Source organism: Pseudomyxococcus flavus (genome assembly GCF_050038885.1).
Taxonomy (GTDB): domain Bacteria; phylum Myxococcota; class Myxococcia; order Myxococcales; family Myxococcaceae; genus Myxococcus; species Myxococcus flavus.
This window is the reverse complement of the sequence record NZ_CP143624.1, coordinates 2,704,351-2,726,141: the sequence shown is the minus strand read 5'-3', so window position 1 is coordinate 2,726,141 and position 21,791 is coordinate 2,704,351. Positions and strand designations below refer to the sequence as shown.

17 protein-coding genes are annotated in these 21,791 nt (G+C 69.8%); 9 read left to right on the top strand and 8 right to left on the bottom strand.

All coding sequences use genetic code 11. From position 1 onward, the window contains the following. Positions 1-99 precede the first annotated feature (99 nt). Positions 100-966 (top strand): hypothetical protein, encoded by an 867-nt coding sequence (locus VZL07_RS11520; protein ID WP_426755548.1) that lies wholly within the window; start codon positions 100-102, stop codon positions 964-966. A 226-nt stretch (positions 967-1,192) separates the two neighbouring features. Here the strand turns inward: VZL07_RS11520 and VZL07_RS11515 are convergent, their stop codons facing one another. Next, on the bottom strand, positions 1,193-2,968 hold the full coding sequence (locus VZL07_RS11515) for a methyl-accepting chemotaxis protein (protein WP_426755547.1): 1,776 nt from the start codon (positions 2,966-2,968) through the stop codon (positions 1,193-1,195). A 298-nt stretch (positions 2,969-3,266) separates the two neighbouring features. Between VZL07_RS11515 and VZL07_RS11510 the strand changes: the two genes are divergently transcribed. Together VZL07_RS11510 and VZL07_RS11505 are read left to right on the top strand one after the other, a co-directional pair. After that, positions 3,267-3,458: a CsbD family protein gene (locus tag VZL07_RS11510; protein ID WP_426755546.1), complete on the top strand. Its 192-nt coding sequence runs from the start codon at positions 3,267-3,269 to the stop codon at positions 3,456-3,458. 251 nt (positions 3,459-3,709) lie between these two features. After that, the gene (locus tag VZL07_RS11505) at positions 3,710-7,645 is read left to right on the top strand and encodes a hypothetical protein (protein ID WP_426755545.1); all 3,936 of its coding nucleotides are present in this window, start codon (positions 3,710-3,712) and stop codon (positions 7,643-7,645) included. Positions 7,646-7,717: 72 nt separating this feature from the next. Here the strand turns inward: VZL07_RS11505 and VZL07_RS11500 are convergent, their stop codons facing one another. After that, entirely contained in the window at positions 7,718-7,876 is a 159-nt protein-coding gene (locus VZL07_RS11500; RefSeq protein WP_002633660.1) for a hypothetical protein, read from the bottom strand. A gap of 511 nt (positions 7,877-8,387) precedes the next feature. On the opposite strand from VZL07_RS11500, the gene VZL07_RS11495 reads away from it, so the two are divergent. Then, positions 8,388-9,326, top strand: a complete 939-nt coding sequence (locus VZL07_RS11495) for a universal stress protein (RefSeq protein ID WP_426755544.1) — start codon at positions 8,388-8,390, stop codon at positions 9,324-9,326. A gap of 68 nt (positions 9,327-9,394) precedes the next feature. Further along, positions 9,395-11,218 (top strand): ABC transporter ATP-binding protein, encoded by a 1,824-nt coding sequence (locus VZL07_RS11490; RefSeq protein WP_426757283.1) that lies wholly within the window; start codon positions 9,395-9,397, stop codon positions 11,216-11,218. Between the two features lie 3 nt (positions 11,219-11,221). Here the strand turns inward: VZL07_RS11490 and VZL07_RS11485 are convergent, their stop codons facing one another. Then, positions 11,222-11,491, bottom strand: coding sequence for a hypothetical protein (locus tag VZL07_RS11485; protein ID WP_426755543.1), 270 nt, complete (start codon positions 11,489-11,491; stop codon positions 11,222-11,224). A gap of 202 nt (positions 11,492-11,693) precedes the next feature. Between VZL07_RS11485 and VZL07_RS11480 the strand changes: the two genes are divergently transcribed. Then, complete coding sequence (locus tag VZL07_RS11480) at positions 11,694-13,703, top strand: ankyrin repeat domain-containing protein (RefSeq protein ID WP_426755542.1); 2,010 nt, start codon at positions 11,694-11,696, stop codon at positions 13,701-13,703. Between the two features lie 68 nt (positions 13,704-13,771). Here VZL07_RS11480 and VZL07_RS11475 read toward each other — a convergent pair whose 3' ends face one another. Together VZL07_RS11475 and VZL07_RS11470 are read right to left on the bottom strand one after the other, a co-directional pair. Next, the gene (locus tag VZL07_RS11475; RefSeq protein WP_426755541.1) at positions 13,772-14,116 is read right to left on the bottom strand and encodes a thioredoxin family protein; all 345 of its coding nucleotides are present in this window, start codon (positions 14,114-14,116) and stop codon (positions 13,772-13,774) included. A gap of 41 nt (positions 14,117-14,157) precedes the next feature. Beyond that, positions 14,158-15,813, bottom strand: coding sequence for a CotH kinase family protein (locus VZL07_RS11470; protein WP_426755540.1), 1,656 nt, complete (start codon positions 15,811-15,813; stop codon positions 14,158-14,160). Positions 15,814-16,292: 479 nt separating this feature from the next. On the opposite strand from VZL07_RS11470, the gene VZL07_RS11465 reads away from it, so the two are divergent. After that, positions 16,293-18,353 carry an SMI1/KNR4 family protein gene (locus tag VZL07_RS11465; protein ID WP_426755539.1) on the top strand — a complete coding sequence of 687 codons (2,061 nt, stop codon included), beginning with the start codon at positions 16,293-16,295 and terminating at the stop codon, positions 18,351-18,353. A gap of 59 nt (positions 18,354-18,412) precedes the next feature. Here the strand turns inward: VZL07_RS11465 and VZL07_RS11460 are convergent, their stop codons facing one another. The 3 genes from VZL07_RS11460 to VZL07_RS11450 form a co-directional block, all read right to left on the bottom strand. Further along, positions 18,413-18,685, bottom strand: a complete 273-nt coding sequence (locus VZL07_RS11460) for a hypothetical protein (RefSeq protein ID WP_426755538.1) — start codon at positions 18,683-18,685, stop codon at positions 18,413-18,415. Between the two features lie 112 nt (positions 18,686-18,797). Then, positions 18,798-19,394 (bottom strand): SanA/YdcF family protein, encoded by a 597-nt coding sequence (locus VZL07_RS11455; protein WP_426755537.1) that lies wholly within the window; start codon positions 19,392-19,394, stop codon positions 18,798-18,800. A 128-nt stretch (positions 19,395-19,522) separates the two neighbouring features. Next, on the bottom strand, positions 19,523-19,951 hold the full coding sequence (locus tag VZL07_RS11450; protein WP_426755536.1) for a response regulator: 429 nt from the start codon (positions 19,949-19,951) through the stop codon (positions 19,523-19,525). 216 nt (positions 19,952-20,167) lie between these two features. Here VZL07_RS11450 and atpG point away from each other — a divergent pair, with 216 nt between their 5' ends. Both atpG and VZL07_RS11440 read left to right on the top strand, forming a co-directional pair. Then, positions 20,168-21,052 carry an ATP synthase F1 subunit gamma gene (gene atpG, locus VZL07_RS11445; protein WP_426755535.1) on the top strand — a complete coding sequence of 295 codons (885 nt, stop codon included), beginning with the start codon at positions 20,168-20,170 and terminating at the stop codon, positions 21,050-21,052. 109 nt (positions 21,053-21,161) lie between these two features. Continuing rightward, positions 21,162-21,674: a prohibitin family protein gene (locus VZL07_RS11440; RefSeq protein ID WP_426755534.1), complete on the top strand. Its 513-nt coding sequence runs from the start codon at positions 21,162-21,164 to the stop codon at positions 21,672-21,674. The last annotated feature ends 117 nt before the right edge of the window (positions 21,675-21,791 follow it).

The following is a 21,791-nucleotide window of genomic DNA, read 5'->3' as shown; positions in this document are numbered from 1 at the left end:
GCCGGCGGCGCGCCCACCCGGCGGGCGGGGGAGGCCCACCCGTATACGCCGGGCATGGCGGATGCGAAGCTGGCACTTTCTCCAGGACGGGAGTCGCGCATGCCCTTCTTCATCCCATTCGCGGTGGGTGGCCTGGTGTTGACGGCCCTGGGGCTCGGCGTGCGGAAGGTGCTCGCGGAGGAGGCCGCCGCCACGCCCGAGGACGCGCACCTGCGCGAGGCCCGGGAGCGACACCGCAAGGCGCTGGCCGAGCTGCGCGCGGATCGGCTCCGGGTGCGTGACCGCGTGGCCTCCTACGGCGCGCTCCAGGCGCGCGTGCATGCGGAGGTGCTGGTGCCCTTCCGCGCGCTGATGGAGCGGCTGGAGCGATGGGGGCACGTCCGGGAAGCCGAGGTGCTGGACGGCGAGGCGCTGGACGCGCTGCGCGCGGTGCTCGGTGAGGCGCCCTCTCGCGAGGCGAAGCGCGCATGGCCCCTGCTGGGCGCGGGCGTCACCGCGCCCGCCGCGCTGGAGCCCGTGCTGGCGTGGTTGGACCGGGGCTGGCTGGACGAGGACGCGCCGCCGGTGATGCTGGACGGCGTGCCGCTCTACGAGGCCGCGTCGGCGCGCGCGGTGCTCGCCGCGAGCGCTCCGGACGAAGGGGGGCGCGCGCTCGATGACGCCGCCGGAGTGCTGAGCCGGACCACGGGCTTCCTGGGCGCGATGCGCACCCGGCTGACGACGCTGGAGCAGCGGGTCTCGGGGCTGCATGGCCGGGCAGCGGTGCAGCTCGCCTACCTGGACGCCGCCAGCTTCGAGGAGGGCGGTGGCGAGCCCCGGGAGCGGCTGGCGCGGCTGGCCGTGCTCGTGGGCCGGCTCGCCGTGCTGCTGCGAGTCCCCGTGTTGAGCCCCGAAGGGCGCCTGGCGCCCGAGCTGCCCGCGTGGCCGGAGGACGAGCCGGCGGAAGCGGCGCCGCGCCGGACGTAGCGCTGCGCCAGCTGTGATGCGCGTGTTCGCGGCGCTGCGTCAGACGTAGCGCTGCGCCAGCTGTAATGCGTGTGCCCGCGTCGGACGTGGCGCCGCGCCAGTTGGGGGGCGCGTGCTCGCGGTGCCGCGTCAGACGTAGCGGTGAGCCAACTGGGGGCGCGTGCTCGCGGCGCTGCCTCGGACGTAGCGCTGCGCCAGCTGTGATGCGCGTGCTCGCGGCGCCGCGTCAGACGTAGCGCTGTGCCAGCTGTGACACCTGCCCGGTGGCGTGGCTCACCGCGGAGGCCGCCTGCTGGGTGGTGTCCAGGTGCCGCAGCGTGTCCGTCGTCAGCTCGTCCAGCTCGCGCACCGCGGCGAAGAGCTGGTCCACGCCCGCGTGCTGCTGCGACACGGCCTCCGTAATCTGCCGCACCGCCGCCGCGGACTCCTTCGACAGGCCCGCAAGCTCGCGCAGCCGCTCGCCGCTGTGGCGCAGGGGCTCCAGCGCTTCCGCGACACCCTCCGCGCCCTGGTCCGACATGGCCGTGGCCTGCTGCGTCGCCGTGGCCATGGCCTCCAGCAGGCCGCGCACCTGGTTGGTGGCCCGGATGGACTGGTCCGCCAGGTCGCGCATCTGCCGCGCCACCACGCCAAAGCCCTTGCCGTGCTCACCAGCGCGCGTCGCCTCGATGGCGGCGTTGATGGCCAGCATGTGGGACTGGTCCGCCAGCGACTTCACCACCTCCGATACGCGGCCCACCTCTCGGGCGCGCTGCTCCAGGTCCAGCATCTGCTCGTGCAGCCCTGTGGCGATGTCGCGGATGGCGGCGAGGCCCTTCTCCGTACCGGCCAGGGACTCCTCGCCCAGCTTGCCCACGGCGGCGGCGCGCTCGGCCACCTGGAGGATGCTGGTGGCGCGCGAGTGCGTCACGTGGGACGCTTGCTGGATTTCCTGCGCCGTGGCGCGCGCCTGGTGCAGCGCCGCGGCCTGCCGCGACAGCGTCTGGTTCTGCTGGGCACTGGCCAGCGACAGCCGCGTGCCGGCCTCGGCCAGGTCTCCGGCGGAGGCGCGCAGCGAGCGCGGCAGGTCCTGGAGCTGCTGGTAGAGGTGCCAGGTGGACGCCGCCAGGTCGCCCACCTCGTCCGTGGACACCCACTGCGGCGGCGTGGCGCGGCCCTCCACCAGCGCCTCCAGGGACGCGCCCACCGCGCGGGCCCCCTTCGCCAGCCGGCGTGCCGCCCAGGCCGCGGTGAGGATGGAGCCCAGCGCGGCGTAGCCACCGAGCACCAGCACCGGCTGCACCAGCTCCGCCTCCAGCGGGCGCACCGTGGCCTGTACGCGCTCGGCCGCGGCGGTGTCCCCCTTCGCCGCGAGGTCCGCCGCCAGCGCGCCCATGCCGCGCTCCAGCCGCAGGTGCAGCGTGACGATGCTGGCCAGACAGGTGATGAGCAGCGCGGAGACGACCATCGCGGGCAGCAGCCAGAGCTGGCGCGTCGCGAAGCCCTCGCCCGCGGGCTTCATGCTGGGCGCGTGCTGGTAGGCCTCCAGCACGGTGGGCATCATCACCCGCTCGAACAGCATGAACGCCAGCGGGCTGCTGAAGAGGCCCGCGCTCACCGCCACCGCCACGCCCACCAGCACGACCGACGCGGGCCGGTCCAGCAGCAGCACCGCGCCACCATTGAAGAGGATGCCGCCCAGCGTCCACGACGCCATCATCTCCACGAAGGCAATCGTCGAGGGGATGCGAATCAGCCGCTCCACCCGCAGCGTCCCCTGGGCGGCGAGGGCGCGCTTCATCAGCCACGGCATCACCACCAGCGGCTGCACCACCGCGCACAGCCCGAGCACCACCGGGGTGATGAGGCCCAGGAAGATTTGGAACTCCCGGGCCCCCGTCAGGTCGAGCAACTGCATGTCGACGTACACCGCGGGTGTGAAGGCCACCGTGGTGACGACGGAGCGCAGCAGGTACAGCCGGCGGAGCAGGGCACCAGGGGTCGGAAGCGAAGGGGTGGCCATCGGGACGCGGGGCTCCTGGGTAACAGTGACCCCAGCGTGCGGCCCGAATGGCTCGCCGTCAATGTCCAGCCACACTCCGCATCCTTCAGCCTGTGTGGAAATGCCGCGTTGCCCTGAAGCCATCTGGCAGGCAATCCGTGAATTTCATGTCTGTGCTGGCGGTGCGCCGGCATGGCCGGACGCGGGCTTCTCCGCCAGGCGGGGCTCCGGCCAGGGGAGCAGGGGGCGCCTGCGTGGCATTCCTGGAATGCCCACACTCTGGCTCCAACACGCTGTGTGTTGTGAAAGGAGACCCGTCATGGGCGAGTGGACCGACAAGGCCAAGGGCAAGATCAAGGAAGTCGCAGGCGTGGCGAGCGGCGACCGTGAGCTGGAGGCCGAGGGCAAGCGTGACTCGGCCAAGGGCGCCATCAAGGGCAAGATTGAAGACGCCAAGCGTGTCATCAAGGACGCGGTCGACTCCAACAAGCCGCGCCGGGACGAGCCCTAGCCGTCCTGCGCGGCCCAGGCCGAGCACATCGCTGTGAAGGATTGGGCCGCGAGGGGGGACATCCTCGCGGCCCGTTTCATTCAGAAACCAGGACCAGGATTTCGCGCTCCCTCCGTATCCGGACTTGGACGGCTTTTCGTGCCGCCCTGGCCGAATTCGGCCCTGCCCTAGCGAGGGGGAAATCCTTCATGCATGTGTCGCGAAATCCGTCATTGAGGGGGGACGTGTGTCCGCAGCCGACGCACGCCTCCGTGGGAAACAGGCGTCCGCGCTGGCTCCAGGGCGTGGTGGCCGCGCTGGCGCTCTGGGGCTGCGGGGAAGCCCCGCCCGCCGCTTCCGAGGAACCGGCCGCGCCCGTCGTCACGCGCACCGTCGAGGACGGCCTTTCCTGCACGCCCGAGGACATCGAGAGCGGTGACTGGCTGTGTACCGGGAACTTCACCTACAGCCTGGAGTGCTTCGCGCAGCAGACGTCCGCGGCGTGCGGCGAGGACACGAGCCCGAAGACGTGTACGTCCTACGCCACCTGCCAGCACATGGACTTCGGCTACGCGCTGGGCGTGCACGAAGCCGTGGTCCCGCTGGGCACGCGCCCCGGCGTGACGTGCGAGAACCACGCCCAGAGCTACATGACCGCGAACGCGCCATCGTCGACGTGGAGTGGCATCACCTGGCTCTGGTACATCGGTGGCAAGCCCGTCGGTGGCGGCGAGGAGTCCGCGCGGGCGGATGAACGCGCTCGCAAGGCCGCCGGTGTGGCCGAGGAGTTCTGCTACATCACCTTCTACAACTACCCCGCGCACGTCGCGACGGGCACCGGCCCGCAGTGCGGCACCGTGGAGTCGGCCTGCACGGTGGCCTGCACCAACCCGCGGACGTGCCAGGTGAATGGCGCCTGGGTGACGGACGCGGCGCAGTGCGGAACCATGGTGGGCCCGTGCGGCGCTGGCAGCGGCGCGCCGCTCTACGCCACCTGCCGCGACGCCAGCCACGGCGTGGCGCCGGACGCGGAGTGTGGCCCGGGCTTCGTGGAAGGACAGGCCCCCGCCACCTCCACGAAGGCGGAGGTGCAGGCGCAGGCCCAGGCGCAGTGGGTGGCCTCGGGGAGCCGCGGCGCGCCCGTCTATGACGCGCCCATCACCTGCTCGGAGTGCCGCAGCGCCTTCTCGCTGTCCGCGCTGGAGGTGAACCGGCGTGTGTACGCGACGGTGGCCATGTCCCGGCAGGACCCTCGGCTGCACCTGCTGGCGGGCTCGGCGTACTTCCTGGGGCGTGACAACCCGACGCTCTCCCAGGCCGAGCTGACCTCGGCGCTCAACGCCATCTCCACCGCGCTGAACGTCTACCCCTTCAACCCGGAGAAGGACGGCTCCGGCCCGCGCGTGCGGACGATGATTCGCATCCTCGCGCGCGCCGAGCCGCACCTGGCCCCGACGACGGCGCCGGGCCGGGCGCTGCGCGCCTACGCGCAGGGCCTGCTCGCCAGCATGCACAACGGCCTGTCCCTGGAGCGCGGCCTCACCAGCGCCCAGTCCATGGTGGACCGGTACGGTGAGGCCGAGGCCTTCACCGAGGAGACCTGGGCGAACCTGTACGCGCTCGCCCAGAGCCATGCCGCGCTGGCGGCGGCGGTGAACGGCGGCGGTATCGGCTCGGGCGTGGGTCTGCAGACGACCCACACCGCCTCGCAGATGCTGGCCAGCTATCCCATGGGCCCCCTGGCGGGCTTCGTCCTGCCCCGGCTCGGGAGCGACGGGAGCCTGTCCGCGACGGCGGAGGACGCGCGGGCGTTCGTGACGACCGCGTCCACCGCGGCGCTGTCCGCCGTGCAGCAGTACTCGGACATGCTCCATCAACTGAACATCGCCGAGCAGGCGTACCGTGATGCCAAGGCGCTGAAGGAGCCGGGGCAGTCCCTGGCCCTGGATGGCAGCGAGCCCGAGGCGTCCCTGACGACCACCGCCACGCCGGAGGAGACGGCGCTCGCGGCGGCCATCGCGGCGGCGAAGACGCGGGGCACGGAGCTGAAGGAGACGCTGGGCGGCGTGCGCGAGGGCGTGACGGGCGGCCTGGGCCTGGTGGCCGAGCTCTTCAAGATAGACGGCAATCCGCAGCTCGCCGCGGACATCGTGCGGTTCAGCAAGGCGCTGAGCACCACCCTGGAGGCGGTGTCGAAGTACGCGGAGAGCTCCGTCAAGATCGCGGAGAAGGTCGCCGGCTTCCTCGACCTGGGTGTGAAGGGCTTCCAGATTGTCAGCGCCGCCGTGTTCACCGGCCAGATTGTCGGCGCCGTCATCCAGCTCTTCTCCATCCTGCGCAAGCCGGCCGAGCCGCCCATCGAGCAGGTCATCCTCACGGAGCTCCGCAAGCTCCATCAGTTCGTCGTGGAGATGCAGGGACGGATGCTCAGTCGCTTCGACCGGGTGGACCGGAAGCTCAATGATATCCACCGCGACATGCACGCCCGCTTCGCCCTGGTGGACTGGAACCTGGGCCAGGTGAACCAGAACGTGGAGGAGGTCCAGGCGGCGCTGCACGCGCTGCAGACGGGGCTGAACCGCGTGGACCAGAACATGTACGAGTACTTCACCGACGTGAAGAACGACCCGTTCGAACTGGCCGCCTGGAACTACCTGGGCTGGAGCTCTCGCCACCCGACGCCCATGCGCTACGTGGAGGAGTTCATCCCCGCGGAGGGCCAGTTCTCCAAGTGGGGCGCGGTGGACGCGCACCAGTCCACGGTGCTCGCGGGCATCGACGGGCGCGGCTCCAACCCGGCCATCAGCCCCGCGGACGAGCTGTCCACCCACAAGCTCTCCTACAACATCAACTACCTGCGCGAGTTCCCCGCGCAGCTGGGCCTGGGCATGCTCCACGCCGAGCGCGTCTCCAGCCCGAAGGACTGGATGTCGGGCGCGGAGGCCTACGCGCAGCTCTTCGAGGAGCAGCCCGTGCTCGGTGGGATGATGCTCACCACCCGCCACAACGAGCTCATCACCCAGGGCACGCGGCTGGACACGGCGCTGCGCAACATTGGCAAGCCGCTCTTCGCCGGGATTCACGCCCGCTACCAGGCGGACTGGTCGTGGATGAAGCACTTCATTGAGCAGGCGGAGGTCACCTGGCGCAACGACCCCAACCGGGGCCTGCACGGCATCGACCTGTGGGGCGTTCCGGAGCAGGAGCCGGCGACGCACTACCTGAAGCAGGGAGAGAAGCCCATCGTGCCCTGCGCTGGCGGCCAGTGGGGTGACTACAACGGTGATGGCGCGGCGGATTACCTGGGCGTGGACCCGGCCCGCTGGAACCACGACGTGCTGCGCCCGCTGCTCATCGCCGACAACATGAACGTGGACGGGGCCTCCATCGACCTGTGCGGCGAGGGAAGCTGGCAGCTCGTATCCGAGGTCTTCACCGGCCTGGGCGGTCTGTACGAGCGCAAGTACCGGCTGGTGTCCACCGTGTACGTCCGCTACACCTTCTGGGACACCGCGACGAATGCGTGGAAGTCCGAGCGGGTGTTCAACCACCGCTTCTCCGGCGGGTACGAGTTCATCGCCATGGTGCGTGGCGTGGACCGGCCCACGTACAACCCCAACAACGCGCAGAACCCCCAGGAGTGGATGGCGAAGCGCTGGGGCTATGTCTCGCAGAACATCGCGCCGTCCAGCTACTCCCTGGCTGACGCCTTCCGCGCCAGCATCCGCACCCGGATGGTGGACGTGCTCAAGGGCGAGCAGCGCCAGTTCTACGCCCACGTCGCGGCGCGCATGAACCAGGCGGGCGACCCGCTGCAGACCCAGGCGAAGCAGCTGACGGGCACGCGGCTGGTGTGGCAGGCCTACGCGGCGCTGGCGCTGCCGCTGTCGCTGGACCACGACGAGCACCTGCGCGGGCTGCTCTACGGCGAGGACGCCGTGCTGTCGGGCCACGACACCCTGCAGGACGTGGAGGTCACCCCGGTGATGAACGACGTCCTGGACATGTACACGCTGTTCGGCGCCTCGGCCTCATTGCCGGCCCACAACATCCTTCAGGACCTGCACCCGGCGGTGACGTCGCGTGCCGACCGGCTGAAGGCGGCCATCGATGCCTCCCTGGATGCCCAGGCGGAGGCCGGAGGCCCCGAGGCGAGCGCCTGGGTGGAGCCCACGCTGCTGCGGCTGCGGCTCAGCGTGCCGAACTGACGGCGCGCGGCATGAGGTGACGTGACGTGGCGCGGGCCGCGGGGGGACATGCCTCCGCGGCCCGTGTCGTTGCTAGCGCTTCTCCACGGGCGGGCATGCCACCTCGAGGAACGTCGTCGTCTTTCCGCTCAGCATGACCCACAGGCAGCGCAGCACGCAGCCCGTCCCGAACTCCCGGTAGATGAGCCCCAGGTTGGCGACCACCTCTCGTCCGGTGATGACCCCGCGCATTGGCACTTCCCCCTTCTCCAGCGTTCCGCCCGACCCGCCACTCGACCCACCAGGCGCTGCCCGCCGGACCTCCTGCAAAGTATCGGCCGTGCCTCCCCAAAAGTTTCTGTCACACGCCGAACGTGCCAAGCAGGCCAAGCCCCGTGGAGGACGCCTGGTTCCCCTGGCTCGGAGCACTTACGGCCGCCGGCTCGCTGGAGATTTTTCAGGGCCCGTCGATGGCGAGACGAACGACTCGTTCCATCGCACCCCTGCCCACTTGGATGTCTTCCCGGGTGGGGAGAGGTCCGCCTGGGACGCCTGCCCGGCCGCGGACTTTGCGGCACGCCGGGCCCGATGGCGCCTGGGCCTTCACGTCTGAATCTTGGACGTATGGGCGCGCCGCCCTGGACGGTGCGGCCGTTGGTGGGGCGGCGGAGCGAACGGGCGCCCTGGGTTCTGCGAGGCGTCTCCTCCACCGCTACACACTCACTGACAAGGTGCGTCTGGCGGAAGGAAAGGAGGGATTGAGATGAAGTCATCACCGCTCTTCTCGAAGTCTGCGTTGCCGATGCTGCCACCGGGGCTGCAGCGGGGGCAGCGGGGGTTGTCGCGGGTGGTCGTGGGGACGGACTTCTCCCTGCGCTCCGAGTTCGCGCTGGCGCGCGCGCTCCGCCTTCCGCTGGGCCACGGGAGTATCTTCTGCGTGGTGCATGTGGCGCCCCTCCCGGACGGAGAGGCGGGGCCCGGCGGCGCGCTGTCCGGTGAGCGCTGCCTGCGCAAGGCGGTGGCCTCCGTGTGCAGGCGGCTGCGCAACCGCGTGGACGTCGAGGTGCAGGAGGTGCTCCACAAGGGGGACCCGGTGGAGGCGACGTCCGCCCTGGCACGGGCGATGGGCGCGGAGCTGGTCGTCCTGGGGCGTCCGCACGTGAGCTATCCGGTGCGCGCGCTGGCCGAGGACTCCACGGTGCGGAGCATGGTGCGCCGGCTTGGCGTCTCCGTGCTGGTGGTGGTGCCGCACCCGGTGCGCGCATATGGGCGGCCCCTGGTGGCGGTGGACTTCTCGCGGGAGTCGCGCAGGGCGCTGGAGCTGACCTTGCGCCTGTGCCCGTCCCCGGCGCCGGTCAACGTGCTGCACGTGGCGGACACCCTGGAGGAGGAGGCGGCGCTGCGCCGCGACCACGCGCCGGCGGAGCGGTGGCTCCGCCGGCGGCAGGAGCGGGAGGACCAGGCGCGGGTGGCGCTGGGCCGCTTCCTCGCGCCCTACCGCGAGACGGGCCGCGAGCTGGAGGTCCGGGTCCGGTGCGGCGAGCCCGCCGAGGGCATCCTGGCGGAGGCGATGGAGCAGGGCTCGGACCTGCTGGCGCTGGCCATGTCCGCAGCGGAGGCGCGGACGCCGCTGACCGAGCAGGTGCTGGCGCACGCGAGCTGCGACGTGCTGGTGTCGCGCCATCTCCCTCCCGCATCCTGAGCGGCAGGGCGCGGTCCGCGTTATGAACGCGGACCGTGTCTCCTCGTCCCTCCGCTGACTCTGCCCCGCTGTCGCTCAAGGCCCGCTTCCAGAACGCGGGCAGCCTCTTCAAGCAGCTCCCCGGCACCTTCCGGCTCTTCTGGCAGGCGAGTCCCCGCGGCGCGCTGGTGCTGGGCGCGCTGACGCTGGTGGCGGCGCTGCTGCCCGCGGCCATCGCCTGGGTGGGCAAGCTCATCGTGGACTCGGTGGTGGCGGCGTCGCAGGGCTCCCTGGAGGCCCGCTCGCGCGTGTACGGCCTGGTGGGGCTGGAGTTCGGGTTGATGCTGGGCTCGGCGGTGGTGGACCGCGGGCTGACGCTGACGCGCGAGCTGCTGCGCGCCAACCTGGGAAACCTGCTCAACGAGCGCATCCTCCAGAAGGCGCTGGCGCTGGAGTTGCAGCACTTCGAGGACTCGGCCACCTACGACAAGATGCAGAACGCCCGGCGCGAGGCGAACAGCCGGCCGCTGTCGCTGGTGACGCAGGCGTTCTCCATCGTCCGCAACACCATCACCCTGGGCACCTTCGCCGCGTTGCTGGTGGCGCTGTCGCCGTGGAGCGTGGTGGTGCTGGTGGCCGCATCGGTGCCGGCCTTCATCGCCGAGGCGCGGCTGGCGATGGAGGGCTTCCGGCTCTACTCATGGCGGGCGCCGGAGGGGCGCAAGCTGAACTACCTGGAGTGGATCCTCACGCGCGACAGCCACGTGAAGGAGGTGAAGCTCTTCGGGCTGGGGCCGCTGGTGCTGGGGCGCTACCGCGCGCTCTTCCAGAAGTTCTTCGCGGAGGACCGGGCGCTGGCCTTCCGGCGGATGGGCTGGGGGCTCGGGCTGGGGGTGCTCTCGCTGGGCGCCTTCTACGGCTGCTACCTGCTGGTGGCGGGCCGCGCGGCGGGCGGCGCGATAACGGTGGGCGACATGGTGCTGTACCTGAGCGTCTTCCGTCAGGGCCAGGCGGCGTTCCAGGGCATCCTGACCAGCGTGGGCTCCATGTACGAGGACGCGCTCTTCATGAGCAACCTGTTCGCGTACCTGGACATCCCCACGGGGGGCGAGGCAACGCGGGTGCTTCCGCCGCTCGCACCGCCGCGCGGCCATGACAGCGCCATCGAGCTGCGCAACGTGTCCTTCCGCTATCCGGGGAAGGAGGCATGGGCGCTGCGGAACGTGTCGCTGACGCTGAAGCCGGGGCAGAAGCTGGCGCTCGTGGGGGAGAATGGCGCGGGGAAGAGCACGCTGGTGAAGCTGCTCCTGCGCCTGTACGAGCCGGTGGAGGGGGACATCTTCTACGGCGGCGTCAACCTGAAGGACATGGACGTGGAGGACCTGCGCAGCCGCTTCGGGGCGGTGTTCCAGGACTTCGTGCGCTACCAGTTCAACGTGGCGGAGAACATCGGCCTGGGGCACGTGCCGGCGCTGGAGGACCGCCACCGCATCTTGAAGGCGGCCGAGCAGGGCGGGGCCAGCGGCGTGATTGCGGCGCTGCCGCAGCAGTACGACACGATGCTGGGCGGCTGGTTCGAGAAGGGGCAGGAGCTGTCGGCGGGCCAGTGGCAGAAGCTGGCGGTGGCGCGGGCCTTCATGCGTGACGACGCGGAGGTGCTGATTCTGGACGAGCCCACGGCCAGCATCGACGCGGAGGCGGAGCACGCGTTGTTCGAGCGCTTCCAGGCGCTGGCGGCGGACCGGATTGCGATTGTGATTTCGCACCGCTTCTCCACGGTGCGCATGGCGGACCAGATTGCCGTGCTCCACAACGGGCAGGTGGACGAGCTGGGCAGCCACGACGAGCTGATGGCGAAGGACGGGCGCTACGCGCACCTGTTCCGCCTGCAGGCGCGCGGCTATCGGGACTGAGCATCAGGCGCGTTCGCCGCGCAGCCGCTCGAGCTCGGCGAGCCGGCGCTCGGCGTCCTCCCGACGTTGGGTCTCCTCGGCTCGCAGGCGAGACTCCTCGGCGAGTTGCTGCACGAGTTTCACGCGGCTGGCCTCGACGCGCTCGGCAATGGTGAATTTCGATGGGAGGCTGTCGCAGATGCGCTGGCGCTCCTCGGGCGAGAGCGCGTCCCATATCTCCTGGGGCGGCGCGCGCGGGTCATCCGGGTCGACGTGGTAGGGCTCGAAAGGCATGAGGTTGTGCATGGAGAGTAGGCCGCGCCGCCACGAGGGCCAAGTGGCGGGCAGGGCAGCGTTGTCCTCGAGTCAGGTAATGGTCGGGAGACTTCGAGGGCCGTGAACAAGCAGAGGGCATGCCAGTGCCGGAAGCGCGGGGGGCCGGGATTGGCGACTGTCGCCGCGCGCCGGAGGTTTCCCGCCCGCTTGTTTTCGCTCCATGGCAAGTTTCCTCGGCATGCCGCGTGCTCAAGCTCCGAAGAAGGTCGATGTCGCCGCGTTGATGGAGAAGGCGGACTGTCTGCTGGACGAGATGCCACCCCAGCTGGACCGGGCGATTCCGTTGCTGCGCGAGGTGGTGGCGGCGGACCCTGAGCACCTGCTGGGGCTCCATTCGCTGAGCTGGGCCCTGGACTCGACGAGGCGCATGGAGCCGCACCGGTGGGAAAGTGAGCTGAAGGCTGAGCACTGGGCGCTTCGCGACCGCATCCTCGAGCTGACGCGAGGCACCAGGCCAGGTGGCTCGCTGACGCTCGCGCATCGAGCGCGCTCGCTGGCCCTGAGCCAGTGGGCGGAGGACCTGGTGCGGCACAAGCCGACCGTGGCGCAGCTCGACAGAGTGGAGGCCGCGCTGGACGAGGCCGACAGCCTGAGGCCGCTCCCGGACCACGAGCGCGGGCGCCGGGGGCTCGACGCCTGGCGTGCGCTGACGCAAGCCAAGCCCGTGCAGGGCTACCGCGAGTTGCTCTCCAAGCTGGGGGAGTCCCCCGGCATGTGCGCCCAGGGCGTGATGGACGACAACGACCCGCTCAACTTCCAGGGCCTGGAGGGAGCCTTCTCCGATGAAGGCTTCCACACCTGGCTGCGGAAGCAGAAGCCCGCGCCGCGTCCCAAGGGGAAGAAGGGTAAGGAGCTGGATGACGGGCTCCTGCTCGCAGCGGGGTTGGACGCGAAGCCGTTCTTCGGCCCTGGTTTCGAAGGAAACAGCCGGACGGGCCGGGTGGTGGCCCTGGTCGCGCTGGGGGCTGACCTGAACGCGAGGGATTCCGACAAGCGCAGCGCGCTTCATCTCGCCGCGATGGTGGATGACGCGGCGTTGGTGACGGAGTTGCTCCGCCTGGGAATCGCCCCCGACGTTGTCGATGCGCAGAAGTCCACGCCGCTGCACGCCGCGGCCGAGCACGACAGCGTGTCCTGCATTGCCCCGCTGGCGAAAGGTGGCGTGCCCGTGGATGCGCTCGATAGGTCAGGGCGGACGGCGCTATTCGATGCGCGGCGTGCCGACGTGGCCCAGGCGCTCATCGACGCGGGGGCCAATCCCAATGCGGGGAAGGGCTGGACGCCGCTGCATCAGCACGCACGCTTCAAGGAACGGGGGCCCGTCATCGAGGTCCTGCTCAAGGCGGGGGCGGATGCCTCGCTCGAGAATGGCAGCGGTCAGACGCCCGTGCAGGAAGCGCTGGAGCACAAGAACGCGACCCTCGCCCAGCTCCTGGGGGGCAAGGCAGCCGCCGGCAAGAAGGGCACACTCGACGTCCAGCCTCTGCAGAAGGCGCTGGAGCGTCAGTGCAAGACGCTGCTCAAGGCCTGGTACTTCGAGGACAAGAACGTAGACGGCGTCGAGCAGGTCCTGAAAGGGCTCGCGTTGCAAGGCGCCACGTCCTGGGACCAGCTCGCGGCCGCGCTCCAGGGCGAATTCCCCTGGACGGCCATGGCGGTGGTGGAGCTCGCGCGCGAGGTGCTGCCGTCGGAGGAGAAGACGCCACGTTTCTCAAAGGCGCCGCGCTTCGTGCGTGGGGACCTGGTGGTGAAGGGCGACGTGCACCTGGATGGCCCGCTGCTCGTGACAGGAGACCTCACGGTGGAAGGCCTGGTGCGCAATGTGGGGATGGAAGGGTTGCTCGTGGTCGGGGGCACACTTCGCGCCACGGGGGTCGACACGGACAGCGAGGTGGTCGTTGGCAAGGGCCTGGAGGCGCAGGTGGTCTGGGGCCATGGCAACGACGCCTCGCTTCGCGTCGGCGGCGTGCTGAAGGCGGACGTGGTCATCGCGGACGACCACGACATCCAGGCCAAGGTGAAGGCGAAGCACCACTACAAGAATGGCGAGTTCGATGCCTCGGACGTGGCGCTCAAGAAGGTCTTCGTCGCGAAGTCCTTCGCGAGGTCGGAGCTGAATCGGGACAAGCTGTTCAGCGTGCTGCGCAAGGACGGGGCCGTGCTGGTGTAGGCGGGGAGGACACGGCCCGGGCTGTGTTCCGGTTCCTGTCGTCGCCCGTCTTGAAGTCCTGAGGGGCGTCACGCCTTGGGCAGGTGGTCCCGCACGACGCCGAGCCAGTACTCTTTTCCATAGTACTGACTCATCTTCCCGATGAGCTTGCCCTCGCGGAACAGGAGGAACGTCGGGATGCCGAAGAGGCCGAAGCGCCTGGCCAGGTCCTCGTACTGGTACGCGTTCACCTTCACGACGCGCATCGGCGCGCCATCCAGCTCGGCCAGCAGGGCGGGCTCGGCGGCTGCGTAGATTTCGCAGTTCGGGCAGCCGTGGCCCCAGAAGTCCACGACCACCAGCTCGCCCTTGGGCTCCAGGACCAATTGGTCGAAGTTCTCCGCCGTCCCCTCGTAGCTCACGGGATGTGCCATGGCCTCCTGCCTAACGGGCTCGTGTGGTGCGTTCAACCTGCTCACGGGACTCGCGGTTCGAAGTCCTCGCCCGTGCCGCCGCCCTGGCGCTCGTACACCGTGCCGGCGGGCAATGGGCCGTACCAGACGGCATCCTCGGGACCGTACAGCCGCGGTCGTGAGCCTCGGCTCGCGCGGAACACACCGACTTCGCCCCCATCTGGAGGCAGGGTGAAGGGCAGGTGCAGCGGCCCCTGGAACGTGTCGCCACTGGCTTCCAGCCGGATGGCCGTGCCGGGCTCCAAGACGCTGGCTGGCAGCCGGAAGCGCACGGTCGCGCGCAGGTCCGCGGTGACCTCGTAGTCCTCCAGTCGCAGCGGGGCGGTGCCGCGGTTGTGCAGCTCCAGGAAGCCCATGCTCCCCGGGGCGATCGCGCGAATGACCAGCGGCCCTGTTCCGTGCGCTTGCAGGGCACTCAGTGCTTCGAGCAACCGGGCACGCCGGCCGCGCACGTAGTCCTGGAGGACATCGCGAGCGCGACGCGCATGTTCCTGGGAGACAGCGGGGTCGTCGCGCAGCTCCGGCGCCACGACCTTCCACAAGGCATCGATGTGCGCCAGGGCCTGCTCCTCGGAGAAGGGGCCTTCGAGTGCGGCCTCCAGTTTCTCCAGCATGCGCTCCCGGAGCGCCGGGCGGTCCCACACACGCGTCGCCAGTACGCTCCAGGTGGGCCGCTGCTCGGGCCGTGTCCGCACGCGCTGGTCGAACACGTCCTGCACCGCGGAGTCATACAGGGTGAAGGGCTGTGGTGAGGCATCGAAGGAGAGCGGTGCCTCGGGGTGGGTCGTGCGCCAATAGAGCATCCGCGCGTTGTTCAAATCCCAGGGCACGTACGTCCACCGGTCTGCCTGGGGCTCATGAATCCAGAAGCTGCCCGAGTCCTCGATGAGGCTGTTGGAGATGAGTGCATCCGCGACGAGGTTGCCCAGGTACGCCTCCACATCCACATGCCGCTCCAGCATGGCGTCGAAGGTGGCGTCATCACTCCGGTTCACCCAGGCCAGGAACGCGTCGAGCGCCTCGCGTCCCGGGACGTCATTGGGGATGCGCTTCTCGAAGTCTCCCTGATGCGGGCCGGGCTTCAGCGTCAGCTCGCAGTTGCGGTGGCCACACCGGTAGATGGCCGCGCCCCGCTCGTGCCCGTGGTGTCTCAGCCAGTCCTTCCCCACGTGCTCCATGTCCAGGTAGAGCCCCTGGTGTTCGCCGTTCACGCTCACTCGCACGTAGCGGGCGCTGGGCACGGGCAGCCCCATGGCGGTGTACAGGTCCACCGCGAACTTCTCCGTCAGCTTCCCACCGTCGAGCCAGCTCGCGAGCAGGTGGAAGTGGTCGCGGTCCTCCAGTGCCTGGCCCGGGTCCAGCTCGATTTTGTAGCTCTTTTGCGGCAGCTCCCGCGTGCTGGCGCCGCGATAGCGCAGTTGCCCTGACGCGCGCACGCCCCGCAGCGTCACCGTGCACGGCACCGTGTCGTCCGATGAGGGGTCCGCCTCCAGCTTCGCGAGGTCTTCTGGCGCGACGTCCAATGCGAAGGTGGGGACGCCCTGCTGCACCTGCGGATAGCCGGCACCGGAGGGCTCCGGTCCTCGTGCACTATCGCCTGGACCGCAAGCGACCGCACCCACCAGGCATGCCACCCACCAGCCCGCTCCATGACCCATGAAACCTCCCTGCCTATCGCCGCCAGTGGCGTCCCGGGCATGCCAGCGCGGCATCCTGGGCGCGGTCTGGCGGAGGCTAAGCACGGTTCGAAATTCCGCTCGTGGAGCCGGGAGACACACGGCGTCAAGCACCTCGGCCGGGCTCTGGGCGGCCAGGCGAGAGGGCCGTTGCCGTGATGGGGATGCTCCGCATGGCGAGGAGTGGATCAGCGGAAGGCTGGGGGGACCCTGAGTCGTGGGGTATCGGGCACGGTTCGGGGGATGTCCCACCCGCGTTCGGGCCCGGTTTCTCCGGGGGAGGGGATGGCCAGGAAGGGGGCCATGGGTTTTCAAGGTATGCCTGCGCGCGGCGCCGACCACCATGTCAGCCGGAGCGGTTTGGATCAGCTCTGGCGCGGTGTCATCAAAAGCCAAAGCGCGCACTGCGCAGGAGGGCACAGCCGCCGTAAGGTTGTGCGACTGGATGTCGTGGAGGGGTCATGCACGAGTGGTTGGAGGCACTTCGTAAGTCGGTCAAGGCATCGTCAGCTGGCGTCTCTCCCGAGGAGATTCGTCGCGCCGAAACGGAGTGCGGTGTTCCATTCCCCGACGAGCTCAGCGACCTGTATCAGGCGTTCAACGGGGGCGAGCTCAACGGGGAGGTCCACCTCTTCCCCCTGTATGGGGCCGAGGGTGCACCGAGCGTCCTGGAGAAGACCCGTCTCAAGCTGGAAGGGCTGCCCGCCGCGGGGCTGTGGCGCATTGGGTTGAAGGGCCAGCACCGGCACCTCTTCGCCTCGCGCAAGTCCGCGATGGTGGAGCAGGGGGACGGTGGCGGCCCGCTGCCTGGCTGGGTCGAGGCGCTCGACGGTGAGGACTGGGTCTATGGCACCTGGGAGGGCGAGAAGCGGCAGATGCGGCTGTACCGCACGCTGAAGGACATGCTCGACGTGCTCGTGCCCCCCGCGGAGGTGGAGAGCTTCGGTGAGCGCACCTTCGCTCGCGCGATGAATGCCGTCCTCCAGGGCGCACTGTCCGGCGTCCAGGCCGACGAGGCGGCGCGGGAGGAGGAAGAGGCCCAGGCCGAAGTGGAGGCGCGCGAAGAAGAGGCTGAGGCCGGAGGAGAGGCTGAGGCCGAAGAAGGCGCGCTCGAAGAAGAGGCTGTGGTCGACGACGAAACTGAGGCCGAAGAAGGCGAGCTCGAAGAAGAGGCTGAGGCCGACGAAGGGGCGCTCGAAGTAAAGGCGCAGGCCGAAAAAGGGGCGCTCGAAGAAGAGGCTCAGGCAGACGAGGAGGAGCAGCTCGAGGAAGCGGAGCTGTCCGACGAGGTCGCGGAGGAGGAGCCCGAAGAGGAAGAGGCGAAGATTCGCGAGCTCGCATACGAGTACGACGAAGATGGCCCGTCCTCGCGTGGTCGGGACGAAGAGAGGGCGGGGGCGCGTGGGGCTCGCTTCGGTAAGGCGCGGTCCAGCAAGGCCGAACAGATTCCGCTCGCCATCGGAGGCGCTGGCGTGTTGTTCCCGCGCGGGGGGCCGCGCAAGGTTCCGGAGGCGAAGGCCGAGGTGGGGCCGGCGTCCGTGAAGACGCGCACCGCGAAGAAGCCCGCCGAGAAGAGAGCTCCCGAGGAGGCCGTACCGGTCACGTCGGACGCGTCTCCTGAGGTGCCCGCCACGGAGAAGGCCGAGGCTGAGGCGACGAAGCCCGCAGCGAAGAAGACGCCCACGAGGAAGCCCGCGGCACCTGAGGCAGCAGCGGAGGAGAACGTCGAGGCAGTGCCCTCCTTGGCGGAGTTTGCTGCGAAGGGGGCTCGCGCACGGAAGTCCGTGGTGAAGGAGGCCGCCGCCAAGGAGGCTTCCGCGAGCAAGGCTGCCGCTGCAAAGGGGGCATCCGCGCGGAAGGTCGTGGCTGAGGCTGGGGCTGCCGCGAAGGAGGCTGCGCCGGAAGTGCCCGCCGCGAAGAAGGCTGGCGCTCCGAAGGCTGCGTCGGAAAAGCCCGCTGCGCAGAAGGCCGCCACGAAGGCCGTGAGCAAGCCCGCCACGAAGAAGGCCGGTGGTCAGAAAGCTGCGCCGGAAAAGCCCGCTGCGCAGCAGGCCATGAGCAAACCCGGCGCGAAGAAGGCCGCAGCGACGAAGCCCGTCGCGAAGAAGACAGCTGCTCAGAAGGCCGCAGCGAGCAAGCCCACTGCAAAGAAGGCGGCCACGAAGGCTACGAGCAAAGCCGCAGCAAAGAAGGCGGCCACGAAGGCCACGAGCAAGCCCGCCTCGAAGAAGGCCGCGGCGAAGAAGTCGGCCACGAAGGCAGCGAGCAAGCCCACCGCCAAGAAGGCCGCGGCGAAGAAGTCAGCCACGAGGGCCACGAGCAAGCCGGCCGCGAAAAAGGCACCAGCCAGGTCTGCCGCGAAGAAGGCTTCCACCCAGAGGGCCGCGGCGAAGGCGGCCCCCTCCAGGAAGGCCGCGAGCAAGTCCGCGGCGAAGGTGGCCTCTGGCAGGAAGCCCGCGGCGAAGAAGGCGGCCTCGCCCTCTCGAGGCGGGAGCTCAAGGAAGGGCGCTCGCGGACGGTAGTCACGGGGCCGGAGGCAAGGCGCGCGAAGCGCCTTGCCTCGACGCGGCCCGCCACACGCCTATCCCTGCGGGAGCTTGTCGAAGTCGATGGGGCGGATGCGGTACCCCGGCTGAGCCGTCAGCTCCAGCTCCTCCTCTTCCTCATCGCCCCGGCGGAACTCGTGTATCTCGTCCGGGAGGATGTCTCGGAAGTCCGGCTCCTCCTCCAGCGGAGGGGTCGCCGCCAGGTCCTGGTCGGAGATGTTGATTTCATCCTCACCGGTGTCCGGATTCATGTGACGCAGCGAGGTGGACTCGCCCACGTCGTCTGAACCGAGCTTCTTGAATCGCATGGCCTCTCCTTGGAAAGCGCGGTGGGTCGGCGGCCTTCGTCTTCAAGGATGAGAACCCGCGGGGGCCCCGGCAATTCTCTCCGCCCGCCTGCCTGCCACGCTTGCCCGTGCCTCAGCGCTCCGGGAGCGCGGTGCGGCCGGAGGGGTAGACGGGCTCCACCTCCAGCAGCACCATGGCCAGCGCCAGCACGCGCGACAGCGTCTCACGCACCTGGTAGCGCCACGGCGTCGGCCGTCCTTCGTCCGCGGCCACGCCCCAGGCGTCAATCCCCACCGAGTTGGCGATGAACAGCGCCCGCGTCAGGTGGAACCGCTGCGTGACGAGCACCGCCCGCTTCACGCCGAACACGGTGGCGGCCCGCAGGCAGCTGTCGTACGTGGACAGCCCCGCCTCGTCGCCCTGGACGGCGCTCTCGGGGACGCCGTGCTCCACCAGGTAGCGCCGCATGGCCCGCGTCTCATGGTGGAAGGGCTTCGTCTGGTCTCCGCTGACGAGCACCGTCTGCACCTTGCCCTGCTGCCAGAGCGCGACGGCCGCATCCAGCCGCTGGGCGAGCACGGGGGAGGGGACCGCGCCTCGCGCCAGCCCCGCGCCGAACACGAGCGCGATGGGGGCCTGCGGTGCCTGCTCCAGGGGGACGATGCGGTCCTCATGGCGGACCTGCACGAAATGGGAGAGGGCGAGCAGGGCCACGCCCCCCGCGGTCATGACCGCGAGCCCCTTCCTCACCCATCCCCGTCGCGCACCACCTGGCTTCATGGACCCCGAGACCACCGGTAGGGGGGCATTGTGTTCCGGGCCCTCCTCACCGGAAAGCCTTATGCGAGGCCCCTGTCTCAGGGAGTCGTGCCCGCCTGGGGACCTGCCGGCCCTGGCGAGAGCCGCTCGATGACTTCCAGCAGCTGGCGGGGGTCCACGGGTTTCTTCAGGAATGCCGCGACATTGTACGTGGAGGCGTAGACAGCCCGGTCCCTGGGGTTCATGGCGGCCATGCCCGCGGACAGGATGATGACGGGTACCTGGGCCAGCGCCTCACTCGTCTTCCGGGTCGTCAACACCCGGTGGCCGTCCATGACGGGCAGCGCCATGTCCAGCACGATGAGCGCGGGGCGGGGCGGGAGGGTCAGCTGCTCGATCGCCTCACGGCCGTTGTGCGCCACCCGCACCGTGTGTCCATGCAGCTCCAGGTAGGTCTGGAGGGCTTCGACGATGTCCGTGTCGTCCTCGACAATGAGCAGGGGACCTGATGACGCTTGAGCCGCCATGCCCTGAAAGGTAAGTCTGCCTCCCACCAAAGGGAGGGGGATACGAGCAGGCTCGCCTGTCCATCTTCCCCGGGGGGACTGGCGATCCTCCGCCCGGCTGCGGCAGGCATCCGTTGACCGGCCCCCGCCCCGCCTATATAGGGGGCCCCGTCTTACCCTGCCCCGCCTCCCATCCGGGCGAAGCGGGTTGAACGCCCCACAGGAGCTCCCCGGTCCATGGCGTCCCTTCGCGACATTCGCAAGCGCATCCGCTCGGTGAAGAACACGCGGCAGATCACCAAGGCGATGAAGATGGTTTCCGCCGCGAAGCTCCGAAAGGCGCAGGACAACATCCTGGCCGCGCGCCCCTACGCGACGATGCTGGATCAGATCATCGCGGACCTGGCGGCCCGCGCGGGGGATGAGAGCCTCAGCCACCCGCTGCTGGCGGCGCGCCCGGTGAAGCGCGTGGAGCTGGTGCTCCTCACCTCGGACCGCGGCCTCGCGGGCGGCTTCAACTCCAACGTCATCCGCCGCGCCAACCGGTTCCTCTACGAGAACACGCACCTGGAGGCCATCCGCCTCTCCACGGTGGGCCGCAAGGGCAACGACTTCTTCCGCAACCGCGGCCAGGAGATCCGCAAGGACTTCGGCGGGCTCTACCAGCGGCTGAACTACCGCTCCGCCGCGGACGTGGCCGAGGAGCTGGTGGCCAGCTACCTCAACGGCGAGGTGGACGCGGTCCACATCGTCTACAACGAGTTCGTCTCCGCCATCTCCCAGACGGTGAAGGTCGCCCAGTTGCTGCCGCTGCAGACGCTGGGCTCGGAGGAGCAGGCGTCCGCCCAGGGCTCCACGGCGCTGGTGGACTTCAAGTACGAGCCGGACCGCCAGGCCGTGCTGGACCGCCTGGTGCCCCAGGCCGTCAACATCAAGCTCTATCGCGCCCTCCTGGAGAGCGTGGCCAGCGAGCACGGCGCCCGCATGAGCGCCATGGAGAACGCCACCTCCAACGCGACGGACATGATTGGCAGCCTGACGCTCACCTACAACCGCACGCGTCAGGCGGTCATCACCAAGGAGCTGATGGAGATTGTCTCCGGCGCCGAGGCCCTGAAGTAGGGCGTTTCCGCAGCCGCGACCACCGCAGCTTCCGGGCCTGCCCCTTTCGGGGTGGGCCCTTTGTGTTTGAAGCCTCCGGCGAGCATCGCGACCGTCGGAGGAGGGGCTCATGAAGCAGCGGAACCTGCGCGTCCAGGAGATGAAGGACGGGCTGAGCGTCCTCTCCAACAACGGCCTGGGCCTCAAGGTGGACGCCAGCGCCCGCTACCGGGTGGACCCCTCGAAGCTCTTCGAGCTGCACACCCAGACGGGGCCCAGGTACGCCGACATCCTGATCGCCCCCATCGTCCGCTCGGAGGCCCGCAAGGTGTTCGGCCGCTACGCGCCGGAGGAAATCTACTCCACCAGGCGCGAGCAGCTCGACCAGGAGGCTTTCGACGAGGTGACGCGCTCGCTCGAAGGCAAGCACGTGGTGGTGGAGGCCATCCTGGTGCGGGACGTGACGCTGCCCACGGCCATCCGCGAGGCCATCGCCGACACGCTGGCGGAGGAGCAGCGCAGCCAAAGATGCGCTTCACCCACGCCAAGGTCGTCGTGGTCGGCAGCCCGAACAGCGGGCTGCCCCTGGTGTACCAACCGGATGGAAAGTAAGGGAGTGGCGCCCGGCGTGTGGTTCCGCTAAGCCGGACTTACCAGTCAGTTGCCCGGGAGGCTTGACCCCCGGGGGGGGCCCCGGTAAAGGGGGCCCGCCCTCCCAGCCGGGCCGAAATTTCAAGGGTGGCGGCGCCCGTCCGCTCCC